15 protein-coding genes are annotated in these 12,883 nt (G+C 50.4%); 11 read left to right on the top strand and 4 right to left on the bottom strand.

Annotated features, from left to right (window positions below; all coding sequences use genetic code 11):
- The first annotated feature begins 243 nt into the window (after positions 1–243).
- The 9 genes from ACP5KC_RS06480 to ACP5KC_RS06520 are packed head-to-tail and all read left to right on the top strand — an operon-like array spanning position 244 to position 7,645.
- The gene (locus ACP5KC_RS06480; RefSeq protein WP_273433317.1) at positions 244–660 is read left to right on the top strand and encodes a hypothetical protein; all 417 of its coding nucleotides are present in this window, start codon (positions 244–246) and stop codon (positions 658–660) included.
- Positions 644–1,132, top strand: coding sequence for a DUF1616 domain-containing protein (locus ACP5KC_RS06485; RefSeq protein ID WP_428287013.1), 489 nt, complete (start codon positions 644–646; stop codon positions 1,130–1,132). Before ACP5KC_RS06480 ends, ACP5KC_RS06485 begins: the two co-directional genes overlap by 17 nt.
- A complete protein-coding gene (locus ACP5KC_RS06490; protein WP_273433322.1) occupies positions 1,129–1,680 on the top strand; it encodes a DUF1616 domain-containing protein in 552 nt (183 codons plus the stop codon). Before ACP5KC_RS06485 ends, ACP5KC_RS06490 begins: the two co-directional genes overlap by 4 nt.
- Positions 1,673–2,347, top strand: coding sequence for a hypothetical protein (locus tag ACP5KC_RS06495; RefSeq protein ID WP_273433324.1), 675 nt, complete (start codon positions 1,673–1,675; stop codon positions 2,345–2,347). The genes ACP5KC_RS06490 and ACP5KC_RS06495 overlap by 8 nt, the downstream gene beginning before the upstream one ends.
- Positions 2,340–2,585, top strand: a complete 246-nt coding sequence (locus tag ACP5KC_RS06500) for a hypothetical protein (protein ID WP_273433327.1) — start codon at positions 2,340–2,342, stop codon at positions 2,583–2,585. Before ACP5KC_RS06495 ends, ACP5KC_RS06500 begins: the two co-directional genes overlap by 8 nt.
- Entirely contained in the window at positions 2,582–4,453 is a 1,872-nt protein-coding gene (locus ACP5KC_RS06505; protein ID WP_428287014.1) for a DUF4129 domain-containing protein, read from the top strand. Before ACP5KC_RS06500 ends, ACP5KC_RS06505 begins: the two co-directional genes overlap by 4 nt.
- Positions 4,450–5,307 carry a DUF4350 domain-containing protein gene (locus ACP5KC_RS06510; RefSeq protein WP_273433333.1) on the top strand — a complete coding sequence of 286 codons (858 nt, stop codon included), beginning with the start codon at positions 4,450–4,452 and terminating at the stop codon, positions 5,305–5,307. The genes ACP5KC_RS06505 and ACP5KC_RS06510 overlap by 4 nt, the downstream gene beginning before the upstream one ends.
- Before the next feature lie 47 nt (positions 5,308–5,354).
- Positions 5,355–6,329, top strand: coding sequence for an AAA family ATPase (locus ACP5KC_RS06515; protein ID WP_428287015.1), 975 nt, complete (start codon positions 5,355–5,357; stop codon positions 6,327–6,329).
- Positions 6,326–7,645 (top strand): DUF58 domain-containing protein, encoded by a 1,320-nt coding sequence (locus tag ACP5KC_RS06520; protein ID WP_428287016.1) that lies wholly within the window; start codon positions 6,326–6,328, stop codon positions 7,643–7,645. Before ACP5KC_RS06515 ends, ACP5KC_RS06520 begins: the two co-directional genes overlap by 4 nt.
- Here the strand turns inward: ACP5KC_RS06520 and ACP5KC_RS06525 are convergent.
- Genes ACP5KC_RS06525 through ACP5KC_RS06540 form a run of 4 tightly spaced genes read right to left on the bottom strand, consistent with a single transcriptional unit; the run spans position 7,610 to position 11,651 of the window.
- Entirely contained in the window at positions 7,610–8,281 is a 672-nt protein-coding gene (locus ACP5KC_RS06525; RefSeq protein ID WP_273433342.1) for an ABC transporter ATP-binding protein, read from the bottom strand. The genes ACP5KC_RS06520 and ACP5KC_RS06525 overlap by 36 nt on opposite strands.
- A complete protein-coding gene (locus ACP5KC_RS06530) occupies positions 8,265–9,764 on the bottom strand; it encodes a hypothetical protein (protein ID WP_428287017.1) in 1,500 nt (499 codons plus the stop codon). The genes ACP5KC_RS06525 and ACP5KC_RS06530 overlap by 17 nt, the downstream gene beginning before the upstream one ends.
- Complete coding sequence (locus ACP5KC_RS06535) at positions 9,734–10,798, bottom strand: ABC transporter permease (RefSeq protein ID WP_428287018.1); 1,065 nt, start codon at positions 10,796–10,798, stop codon at positions 9,734–9,736. The genes ACP5KC_RS06530 and ACP5KC_RS06535 overlap by 31 nt, the downstream gene beginning before the upstream one ends.
- A complete protein-coding gene (locus ACP5KC_RS06540) occupies positions 10,776–11,651 on the bottom strand; it encodes a hypothetical protein (RefSeq protein ID WP_428287019.1) in 876 nt (291 codons plus the stop codon). The genes ACP5KC_RS06535 and ACP5KC_RS06540 overlap by 23 nt, the downstream gene beginning before the upstream one ends.
- A gap of 115 nt (positions 11,652–11,766) precedes the next feature.
- Here ACP5KC_RS06540 and ACP5KC_RS06545 point away from each other — a divergent pair, with 115 nt between their 5' ends.
- Together ACP5KC_RS06545 and ACP5KC_RS06550 are read left to right on the top strand one after the other, a co-directional pair.
- Positions 11,767–12,672, top strand: a complete 906-nt coding sequence (locus ACP5KC_RS06545; protein ID WP_428287020.1) for a glycosyltransferase family 2 protein — start codon at positions 11,767–11,769, stop codon at positions 12,670–12,672.
- The coding region (locus ACP5KC_RS06550; protein WP_428287021.1) for an NTP transferase domain-containing protein at positions 12,669–12,883 on the top strand (215 nt) is incomplete at its 3' end. The genes ACP5KC_RS06545 and ACP5KC_RS06550, both read left to right, overlap by 4 nt.

Here is a 12,883-nt window from a genome sequence, read left to right on the forward strand (position 1 = left end):
AAACCTCATCAGAATAGTCGAATACCGCGGAGAAAAGTTCATCACAAGAACATACTCGCAGACCGTCAAACCCACTAAACGCCAAGAGTTGCTACCTGGAGGTGACTAAACTATTACCTTTTTTATCTTCAAAACGGAAAACAAGGGTTGTGGACAGGGTATCGGGTTCTTCAAATTTTTAAACCAGCTACGCAAAGTTATTATCAAGACTACCTTATTAAGGAAAGACTTATGACAGGACTCATGAAAAAGGCATTGGTGATTATCACAGTCCTCCTCACGACAGTCGCTGAAGCAACCCCTGTTTCTGAGCCCCTTTCAAGGGCAGTTATGCTGATCGAGGAGCTCAGCTCGGAGGGGATGAATGTGACAGCACAGATACACACGCTTAACAAGGCCTTAGAGCTTTACCGGCTAAACAGGACGACAGAAGCCGACGCCCTCGTCAACGAAGCGCTGCAGCAACTAGAATATCTTCACGACCAGCTACCTCAGTATAAGCTGCACAAGCTATTATTTCTTGGAGCACAACTTGCAACGTTTTTTTCTATACCACTCCTTTTCTACTACTTTTTTCCCAGAGTCTACGCTCTAGCATGGGCCTACGTGAGGAGAGACTGGACTGTCAAAAAGGTGAAAAAACGTGATAATAGACGATGAAGTCCTAGCTGTGTTAACGGCTATAGTGCTTATAGCATCTGTGCTATCCGCGGCCCTAATAATACCCAGACACACCGAGCCATTTCTAGCCCTGGGCCTCCTCGGGAGTAAAGGCAAGATAGGTGATTATCCCCGAACCGTCGTAGCCGGGACGCCGATAAATCTCTACGTATTTATCGCGAACTATCAGGGAAAAGCGGTCTTTCTGGAAGTAGTCGCCAAGATAGGCTCAAAAGGAAACATCCCCACTAATACCACTCCTCTTGACGCTCCACCCATATGGGAGTACAGCGTTATACTCGACAATGGCGAAAACATAACGGTTCCCGTCCAGCTTACACTGACACAAGAGGGAATGAATCAAGCCATAGTCTTCGAGTTGTGGATCTTTAATACAACTGCAGGGTCCTGGCGCTATACAGGACAGTGGAACCACCTTTACGTCAACGTCACCAGAGGTGTTACCCCATGAAGGAAGAAAAATTGTGGGATCTTATCCAGGATAAAGCCAGGGAAAAAGGGTGGCTTAACGCTTGTCTTGACGCTTATAAGTCCTGGGTAGAGGGAGAACTTTCACTCGAGGATCCCTACCCGCCAATCTCCTTTGGAGAATTTCTTTTAAGGCCTGATTACAGCATGTGGCTCTGGGTGTACCTGGCTCTCATAACTAGTACACTGGCTGTAATCGCAGTCTCAGAACAATACAACGGCTTTCTCATACCCTTGCGATATGTATTAGGTTCCATCACGGTGCTCTTCTTACCGGGATACTCGCTGATAGAGGCACTCTATCCACGCCGAGAGGAACTCACTCCACTAGAAAGACTGGCTCTTTCGATAGGGCTCTCCCTAGCACTAGTACCCCTTATAGGACTTGTCTTGAACTATACACCCTTCGGTATAAGGCTATGGCCCGTAGCTTTTTCCATAGGAGCGACAGGCATAAGCTTGGCCTTCATAGCCGCCCATAGAAAATACCTCTACTTTAGACTTGCGAGGGAGGGAGGGCAGCATGGATAAACTGAAAGCATTCATATTAACGCTTGGTGTTTCAGGGACCACGCTGGCAATCTATTCGTATTTTATCCTAGGCAATATACCCCTAACCGCTCTAGGGATTGGAGCTCTAGTAACATCAGCTTCACTTGCCCAGACCCCCCGCGAGTCCCCATACAGGGAAGCGGCTATAGCAGCCCTGCAAGCGTACGCGGTGAATATAGCAAGGTTAATGGAAGAACTCTCAGCGCGACCCCCCTCCACATACCTCCCAGAAGGCATCCTGCTGGTTCCCCTGGGCGGCAGCGCAAAGCCAACCTTGAGGCCAGAGCCAGACAGGCTTATATGGAAAGACACTAACGGGCACTTCCTCGTACTCTCAACACCATCTTATGGAGTGGAGAAGTCCTCTAATCTAGAATCATCCCTCGAATACGTCTTAGTAGACACTCTCGGGCTCTGCGACGGGGTAAGGGTTGTGGAGAGGGATACACTTATACTTGTCGAGCTTGAAGGGGTGAGGAGCCTAGGCGAACCAGCCCGCTTTAGACAAGTTCTAGGATCACTTCAGGCTCATGTCGCAGCATCCGTTGCCGCGGCATCTTTGAATTCACCGGTCACCGTGGAAGGAATAGAGTCGCGTGGAAAATCGTTAATATTACGGCTTGCGAGAGGTGAGGGGCTTGCTTAAGAAGGACATTATCTTCAATAGCGTCTTACCCGCGTTTTACAGCGTGACCGTAGCTTTCCTAGCCAGCCTCGGTGAGAAACGGCTAGACGCGTATCTTTCGCTCTTGACGCTGGAATACCTTTTTCTTTACACCATTCTTCGACCAAAGAGGAGAAAACATGACTTAGTTTTAATAGCATTGCTTGTTGTATTTTTCATAGCTGTTGCCTTGAGGATCGCTGAGGTGCTAGGTATATGAGAAAATCTGCGTATTTCTTAATCATTCTGTTGACATTAACCTCGCTTGTATTATATGCTCAGCCTCCCCGACACGTTAATCCTGAAGAGGTACAAGTGGGAGTGCCTGATCCCAAGTTTTTTTCCCTTACATACGCGGAGCTAGCCAACCTTTTGTCAACCGAGAACTACACCGGGTATGCAGAGCTCTCAAGATATCTCCTTCAAGTCTCAGCACCCGGAGACATAGCCTACATCATGTCCCGTTTCCACGAGATAGCTCACCAAGAAGGACTACTACTAAACTACACCAAGACTGTCCTTGAACGCGCAAAGCAGTACGCGCTACTAGGAGACACCGAGACAGCCTCAAAAACACTCAGCGAGGCTCTAACAATGCTTGCACGCGTAAACGCCTCGTACATAAGCCTAGCCGATGCCGCCCAAGTGCTCCAACAGAGGCTGAAGAGCACTCCCACGCCGCTACTCAACGCCATAGTGGAGCTTTCACGCAAATACTTAGCCAACGCTGTAAGCATCAACGAGACGCTCATAGCCAACCTCACCCGAACAAATCTCACACTTTACGCTAACACCGATCAAGCATGGATTGGAAGCTTCATCAGCGTTCGAGGCGAGCTGGCAACGGACACAGGAACACCACTACCAGGCAGAAATATCACGCTCCTGTGTGACGGGAGCATAGTCGGCTATACAACTACGGGAGCCTTTGGGGAGTACAACGCCACAATTAGGATACCATACAAATATGTCGAATCAATAATACTTTTAGCAGTATTCGAGCCAAAAGGAAATGACTCTCTACACCTAAAACCTTCCCTATCGGATCCAGTTAGGATACGCGTCCTCTTCATCACACCCAACATTACCCTGACACTCGAACCCGATACAGCCCTACCAGGATCAAAGGTCAATGCAACCGCTACAACCGATCTCCCCCGTGCTAACTTTACGCTCTGGACTTTCGGCGAAAAAATCCCAGCTAACTCAACGGAAGGAAGAGCCTCCTGGATCTTTAGAGTTCCACCGGATGCTAGAGAAGGCACCTACCTTATACGCGCATGCATCAACCCCTATGCCATCTACGGCCCGAGCTGTGGCCTCGCCGAGCTAGTGGTGAAGAAGATAAACCTCACAATTTCCCTTGAACCCCCACAGATTCTCCTAGCACTCATACCTTCAACACTAAAAGTTTCAATACAGAGCAGTACAGGAACCCCTCCTAACTCTACCCAGATACTCATAACCATCCCAGAGATAGGTCTAGCTCAACAAGTAGAAACAAACAACACGTACGCTGAAATACCCATCACATTACCGCCTCTAGCCTCAACGGGGAAGGCGACACTCAATGTTATCGCAACCCCCTCTGACCCCTCCTATTCAACGGCAACAGCCAGGGTCGAGGTCCTTCTTGTGAACCCCTTACTCCTAGCGTTCGTCACAGCGGCTATAGTAGGCGCCGTCACCCTATATAAGAAAATGAGAAACGAATCTGAGACAGAAACCACAGTCGAACCCCCCGCTAGAATAGAGGCGGCTCCTACGACGACCAAGATTGAGCCACCGGAAATCACTCCCAAAAAGGAACCCATTGTACAGGAGATACAGGTAGAAGACCCTGTAGTCGACGAATACATGAAGGCTCTAAGGGCTACGGAGAAATACACCGGTATCTACATGAAGCCAAGCCAGACTATATCCGAATACCTTGAGGCTGTAAGACCCAGGCTGGGAATGTATTCCCAGTACTTCGAGCAGATAAGCAGGCTAGTAGAAGCAAGGCTCTACGCAGACACACCAGTCGACCCAGGCTTGGTTAGGAAGCTTAGAGAGGAGCTAGAAAAAGGCCTAGGTGGCAATGCTTGAGAGAAGAACTACTAGTAGCAGTTCTCATCACTGCGTCAATTATAATACTAGTGACGTGGGTCTACCCAGTTACCGCCGACTTCTGGAGCCTAAACTCTGGGTGGAACGGACTCGAGAGGCTGTCTTCCCAATACAAAGCCGTCTTCAGCCCTATAAGAGACATATCCCTTCTAGACCCCCGAAACTACACCTTATTTATAATCGGACCCACGACACCTTTCACAGAAGAGGACGCTATTGCAGTCAAGACCTTCCTGAGACGCGGAGGGAAAGTAATTATAGCTGACGATTATGGCTCTGCCAACCAGCTGCTGGAAATGCTCGACCTGCCGGTCAGGATAGAGCCCGGGGTTCTAGTTGATCCGCTTTTGAACATCGGGATCGGACAACTTCCAATAACTTACTGGGGCAATAAGAGGGTGGCACTCAACTATGCTGCCGCGCTAAATACGTCAAGGTGTTCCATTTGTAGAGTTTTTCTTTGGTCAAGCCCATTTAGTTATCTCGACTTGAACAATAACGGAGCTTATGATCCAGGCGAGCCTAAGGGGCCCCTCCCGATTGGCGTGTCACTCAATGTCTATGGTGGAGAGGTAGTCGTGATAGCGGATTCAAGCGTCTTCCTGAACTCCATGCTAGACCGTGAGAGCAACAAAGAGCTTCTAAACTATCTCCTCGGCACGACTAGACCAGCCGTCGACGACTCCCACTGGCAGAGCGACACGCTCGTGAGATTTAAGGAGTTTCTCGAAAGCGCTTATAAGTTTCTCTCGCTACCTGAGATAAAATATTCTATAGCGATTACGTCACCACTACTTTTAGTCGCGTTTTCAAGGAAGATAAGAAAGATTTAAACGGACTTAAACCTTTAAACCTGCTGGGAAAATTTACTGGTGAGCCTATGCGTCCAGGAAACGATTCCTCCACCTTATCATACACTTACAGCCCAAAGAGGGTCAAGCTGAAGATACTTGTCTCCCGCATCAAAAACTACTACATAGGGAATGACGAGGCAGTCAACCTCCTGCTTGTCTCCCTACTAACAGAGGGCTCGCTCCTCATACTAGGCCCCCCCGGTACGGGGAAAACTCTCCTAGCCAAGACGTTCGCAACAGCCATAGGCGGCACCTTCAAGAGGATACAAATGGCCCCCGATCTTCTCCCGTCGGACATAACAGGCGGACCCTACTACGACTTACAAGAGAGCGCCTGGAAGGTCAAACTCGGACCAGTCTTCGCCAACGTCGTTATGGTTGACGAGCTCAACAGAGCTAGCCCCAGGACGCAGAGCGCATTCCTCGAAGTCATGCAGGAAAAACAGGTCACAATTGAAGGCACGACATACCCTCTACCGAGGCCCTTCCTCGTCATCGCGACGATGATACCTGAGGAAAGCAGAGGAGTGTACCCGATACCAACGGGCGAGATAGATAGGTTCGCCTATAGCACCGTGATACCGGACTATGACCCCGACATCGAATCAGAAGTTCTCCGACGCTTAGACTCTCTGGAAACATTGGAGCAAAAAAGTGTGCTGACAGCAAGCGATGTAATGATGCTCATCGATGAGGTGAAGAAGGTCTACATCCACGAGCGCGTCCGCAAATACATAATATCCTTGGTCGAAGCTGTACGGAAGAGCGAAGAAGTCAGATTCAAGCCCAGTACAAGGGCTGCTATATGGCTTGCTAAGGGTGCCAGGGCTATTGCATATATGAACGATAGAAACTACGTGCTTCCCGATGACGTTAAGGCTCTAGCTATACCTGTCCTGAGGCATAGAATAGTGCTTAAACCAGAGTACGAGCTAGACGGTGTCTCACCAGAGCTGATAGTAAGGCGCGCCCTAGATATGGTCGAGGTTCCCAAGACATGAAACTAACATGGAGAGGAATTGAAGTACTCTCTGCAGCCATAATAGAGCTCCTGCTTGCAGTTATTTTCACCGACCTCCTCCTGCTCATCATATCGACGTTTCTCCTAGTCCTCCTCCTTGGCGACTTTTATACCGCCTACAAGACGTTAGAGAGAGATAGAAGAGCATTTGAGAACATGAATTCTCCCGAACCCCTCATAAAGATTTTTAAAGGTAAGGTCAGGTCGGTGGAATTACACCTACCCCGCCCCCTTAATTCTAGGGTCACGGCTGATCCGGAGTGGGTGAAGGTGACGAGTAGGGGGGACAAACTCCTATTAACTATCACGCCTCAGACATTTGGAAGATATAATATTCGATTCAACATTACCTCGCAGTCAAGACTCGGCTTCTGGAGCACCTCCTACACATCAAAACCACTTCTAGAGGTTCTAGCTCTCCCAAGCGCAACCCCTATACTAGCTAGAGCTCTCTCCCTGATAGCAGACCTCACTTCTCCCGGCGAAGACGAAGGCGAAGAAGAGAAACGGGCTAAAAGATCTCCCGGAGTGGAGTACGTTGGTCTACGCGAGTATGAGGTCGGAGACAGCTGCAGGCGTATAAACTGGCTAGCATCACTCAGAGCTCAAAAACTGATCATCAACGAGTACCTTGCGGGAGGGGGGTCACTCTCACTACTCGTGAACCTCGACTCTCCTTCCTCCGCTGTCCTAGACTTTACAATTTCTGCGTCCCTAGCAGTAGCCCTAGCTTCGGTTCAGAGCGGAGTGGATTTTACACTATATGTAATATCGGGAGGAGTCCTCGAATCAACCCCGTCTCTAGACCCACTACGCGGGCTCGAGGCACTCGTCAGGCTTGCACTAGAGAAATACGGCTTGGGATTTGAGGCTCTCGAATATATATCTCCCCAACCCTCACCGAGGCTTGCAAGAGTAGCGGAGATTCTAAAATCCCTTAACCTCGAGAAACTCTTCAAGGACCGCACCGCAAAGGCAAGGTATTTCACAGCGAAAATGAGAGACACAAACCTGATAGTGTATTGCGGTAACCTCGTGACAAACACTCAACTCCTCATCGATCTTTTAACATCTCTTAAACCAGGCACGCGCGTAGTCTTCGTGGTACACCCGAAGCCATGGATAGAAGTCAAGGATCCTCAGGAAGCCAGTATAATCGCCAAGACACACGAGCGGGTCTCCAGCTTCCTAAGAAAACACTACGCCGTGTACTCGAAGCCCGAGGCCGCCGGCGAAGAGGTTTTACTTTACTCCCTATCTCTAAGCCTGAGCAGGCCAGAGAAGGCCGCTCCTTAACCAATACTCCCTTGCATATGGAAGTTTTTCGCTAAGCTCCGTAGTGCTAACCACGACCGCGGCACCCAGCCCCCTACTTAAATCCCTGAGCATCCCGTAAATATCCTCCGCGCTCTCGTCATCCAGGTGGGCTGTAGGCTCATCCGCCAAAATTAAGGCTGGAGAATTAACAATGGCTCTTGCCACAGCAACCTTCTGCCTCTCCCCACCGCTAAGCTCTTCGGGAAACCTTTCTTTATATTTCCAGAGGTCGAGGGCTCGAAGAATCCTTTCAACCTTTTCTTCCCGCTTTCTCCTACTCTCGCCCGATATAATCAGGGAGAGTTCAACGTTCTCGTAGACTGTTAGTGTGGGAAGGAGGTCAAGGAACTGTGGTATAATCCCAATCCACTTGAGTCTAAGCCTAGAGGTCTTCTCCTCGGGGAGTACGCTGGCATCAACTCCCATAATGTAAACGTTGCCCTTATCAGGCCTCCTTAGAAGCCCCATTATAGAGAGAAGAGTTGTCTTACCGCTCCCCGAGCGACCCTTTATAACTATGAAATCTCCACGCTTAACCTCGAGTGACACACCTCTAAGCACCACAGCGTTTCCATACGCCTTCCACACACCCTCAAGCCTAGCAACCACAGACATAGAGCAAGGCACCCCCACCATCAGAGTATAGTCTCATGCCATTGAGAGGTGCGAGAGGAGGATTCACTTTGCCCCCCTCGACTGGGACTCCCTTAACGCTCTGATAAGACTCCCACAAGTATAGCGTCCCCCTAGGCGCTCCGACACGGCACTCCAAACCGTAAAATCCCTTCAACAGGTAACACTGCTTCACATCCGAGTAAATACTTGAAGCATGGAGCGCAAAGTAACGCCCGCTCTCAACTTCTCTCTGGCTGTACATCCAGAACCACCCCGTTGAGGCGTCAATACCATTAATCATCAGAATGTACATAGCGACGTTTATTGCCATGACGACCACAAGCAGGAGTTTTCTCGAGAGCTTCTTAGCATCCCACGACGCCAAAAACATCAAAGGAATAAACGCGAAGCTCGTAAGCCTGTAAGCAAGCACAGCGCCACCCGGGGGATCAGCAAAGACGGAAAAACTTACAAGCGACAAGACGCCCATAAGCCAGGCAAGAGCCTCATAGCTCGAGGGCCAGCCCGAGGCCGCCAGGAACACCAGTATAGAGTATGGTACCGCGTACAGGACATAGATCTGGCTCAGATTCGACACCCCACTGACCAACTGAATACCCAAGGCTTGCACCCAGACCACAAGAACCGGGATCAGCGATACAAGGGCTGAGGCAAAGACAAACAAACAACTATTGCTCCGCTTAGCTGTAAGTACAGCCCAAGCCCCCATAGCTACGAATAAGGTGAAGTGCGAGACTAGCGAGACTAGAAGATCCCCACTGATCTCAAGGGGCATCCCCCTCCTCCCAAGAAGATAGAACTCCCCAAGACCGGAGGCCAAGAGAATAACGGGCTGCTCCCAGTGCAGTTCAATACTCTTCCCGGAGACCCGAAGCACGGTCCTCGTGAGAGTCAGCGCAGCAACCATCGCAAAAGCCGTAAGGGTTGTCAAGTGGTGGGCTAAGGCGAGGCCTAGCGACAGCGCAGCTATAATGAAAAGGCTCCGATTAGAGAGCACAGAGTAGAGTAAGGAAAGGAACAACACTTGAGCAAACCCCTCCTTCGTAGCCCCTCCGCCCATCACCGCCATGTTGAAGAACACTGCTATGAGCAGAGCTGTAAGAACGCTTAAAGAGCTGTTGAGCCTCGTTGCTATCAGGTATGCCATGACAGTCGAGAGCGAGGAGACCAGGGGCACTAGGAGAGCCCCAGCCGCAATTATGTTCAAGCCTAGAACCCTGGCAGCAGCTGCGGTGAACAGTGGGAGGGCAGGCCAATAGTTATTGTAGCCGTCAAACTCCTTGGAGTCGATGGGTATGGGAGAATCCCTGTAAAAAACAAAGGCATCTCTAAGAGGACCCCACGAGTCCATGGAGAAAGGAGTACGGGTCGAGACATATGGGTATAGCCTTAATGCAGCCCCTATTATAATCGAGGCGAAGAGTAGCATCCTCATCTCTCTAGAGCCTTTAACCCCGTCCACACACCCACACCCCAAACCACTGGCAAAACCAGCAGTACGAGCAAGTAATAAAGGCGAGGCTCAACGGGATGGAAAAGAAGACTTAGAGAAGAAACAAATACCGCTCCCAAGATTCCTCCCACGAGACAGGAAAAGAGAAAAACCAACCCCAGGTTTCTGACAAGCCTAGAAAAAATCCAGTGCCTAGACGCGCCGAGAAGCCGGAACACACTTAACTCACTTCTACGAACCAGGACGCCCATATAGCCCGCGGCAAACACCGCTAGGGAAGACACCGCTAACGCCAGCGCTGACACTACGCCTACAGCAGACCTCGACAACCCGAAAGCATCAGAGTACCTCGAGGCGACCTCGCCTACAGGAGAAGCACTTACCTTCCCCGAGAGAACAGCCCTCACCAGCCAGGCAGGAGGCAGATAACCCCCTTCCCCAGACCCCCTCAGTCGAGCTTCCCCCCGAAACCTTATAATGGAGACAAAACCAGGCCCACACCCCCTTAATAACTGGGCGTCCTCAATACTAGCAAGCAACTCGCTCGAAAATGGACTCTTCTCGATAAACCCTACCACCTTCAACACGAGAACACGGCTGTTCAACCCGCTCTGAATGAGTAGAGTATCGCCTACATTAACGCGGAGAACCCTTGCAAGCTCAGCCCCTACAACGACCCACTCTCTACCCGAGACCGCCACGCTAACTTGCTCCAACATGGAAAAATTCGACGGGTCTATTCCTCGAAGCATCACGATCCGGGAGCCAGACACCACTACAGGTACAAGTACCTCCGGGCTAGCAACTGTAGCGTTTAGAATCCGCTTCGACTCCACTGGTACGAGGCCGGTCAAGAGAAACCTACTCCCCCCGTCATACACGACAGCTACACCACCCCCAGAACCCACGGCTACCTCTAGAGCCCTCCTTGCAGACTCCGCGACTAGTATCGAGTAAGAGACGGTAAAGGAGCTCAAGCCTACCACTATGAGCATGAGCCAGAGAGCTGGTCCAAAGACCCTAACCTCGAGCAGAACCCCCACCCCTCATCAAGGACCATAATCCGACAACAGTCGCAGAGAAAGCCGACCCCGCCGAGAACAATACCAGTATCAACACCAAAATATCAGGATCCAGGAAGGGCTTCAACTCAAACACCAAGCCTAGAGAACCCAGCACCTTGAACGCTGCCTGAGTGACTACCAACCCCCCAGAGCTGCCAATCCACGCGCCCAAAAACCCAACAATAAGCCCGTAAACCACGAGAGCCGTGAAAAGATGCCTCCTGCCAGCGCCAAGCACTTCGAAACATACAAGATACCTCTTAGCGTCGACGAAAACAGCGAGGAACACCGCGAGCAGGGCAGCCGTTGAAAGCACCGCCAGAGAGAAAAGCCAAGCCACCAGCACAGCCGCCCCCTCCTCTAGCGCACCCCTAACCACAGCCTCCAAGGCTCCCCTCCCAACATACACACTCACACGCCTCGACCCTCCATCCCCAGGCACGACCACAACTCCCCCCGAATACGAGAGAATCCCAGCTACCGTTCCTGAAGCGTTGCAAACACTAATAGAATCACCAAGCCGTGCCCCCAGGATCTCGGCAGCCCTCTCGTCAATCAAGAGCCCGCCAGCCGAACCGGCCTTTAAGCCCAAAACATCCTCAGCCAGTTGACGGCTAGAAGGAGACCATAACAGGGCAAGCGAGTAGTTGCCTACATCACACTCGGCCACGCCGACCTCTATAGCCTTAGACCCTTGAAGGCTGCGAGATACCTCTAACAGGTAGCTTGAAGTGGCTAAGAGCGCAGAGGCCAGGAAACTTAAAGAAGTCGTAACTAGCAGCGCCCAAGCAGTCCATTTATGTCTCAGAAGCGAGACGACAAACAACCACATCTACTTCTTTGCATTTCCCTAAAAGGATAAAAACGTTACTTTGCCAGAAGGGGTGTATTTGGAACATGACTTTTTTCGCGGAAAATTTATAAGAAATCAATTTTCGTTATTTCTTATGTGTAATGATTTCTCCTCGATTCTCACCGTGGTTATACCTACACTAGACGAGGAGCAAAGCATCGCCCTCGTCATAGACGATTTAAAACAGCAGGGTTTTAACAACATTTTGGTAGTAGACGGGAATAGCAGGGATCGCACGAGAGAGATAGCAGGGGGTCTGGGAGCCAGAGTAGTGCTCCAGGAAGGGAAGGGCAAAGCCGACGCCATACGCACAGCGATACCCTACATAGAGACACCTTATCTTCTCGTGATGGACGGGGACTATACCTATCCTGCAAAACACATCAAAGAACTGCTCGACAAGGCCGTAAAGGAAAACCTCGACGAGGTTATAGGCGCCCGGATACGCGGAAGAGAAAACATCCCGCTCATGAACAGGCTCGGGAACTGGGTTATAACAAAAACCTTCAACATACTTTTCGGCACAAACCTGAGCGACGTCTGTAGCGGAATGTATCTCTTGAGGACTCAGCGTACACGCGAGATAAACTTCGAGTCGAAAGGCTTCAGCGTAGAAGTAGAGATAGCCGCCCACATAGCATCTACTACAAGGCGTATAGGCGAGGTGCCGATAGAGTACAGGAAGCGGATCGGCAAGCCAAAGCTAAGGAAGAGACACGGTGCCCTGATAATGCTAGACGCCTACAAACTAGCCCTACGCTACAACCCAGTATTCCTAGTATTCATGACAGCCTCCCTCATACTAATACCATCACTAGCACTAACAGCATACGTGGCCTACGACCTCCTAGTCAACAACGTCAAGCACCACGTGTGGGCAATCATAGCAGTGACGGGAACAGGAATAGGCATACAATCAACCCTCATGGCAATAATGACGCTATATCTTAAGCGCTTGGAGTACAGGCTTGTCCAGAGGCTCGAAGAGGTGAAAAGATGAACGTCATCGAGGCCCTTCAGAAAGAGATACAGTCTACACTAGTAGTTGTCATGGCTGGAGGAGAAGGCAAGAGGATGGGCTACACCGGGACGCCAAAACCACTAATACCCATCAGCGGAGTCTCGCTCCTCGACAGGTGTATAACGTTCCTGGCAAGCAACGGCTTTAAAAGGTTCGTCATACTCACCAGGCAGGACAAGGTAGTAGAACA

Source organism: Infirmifilum sp. (assembly GCF_049970975.1).
In the GTDB taxonomy this organism is placed as follows: Archaea; Thermoproteota; Thermoprotei; order Thermofilales; family Thermofilaceae; genus Thermofilum; species Thermofilum uzonense.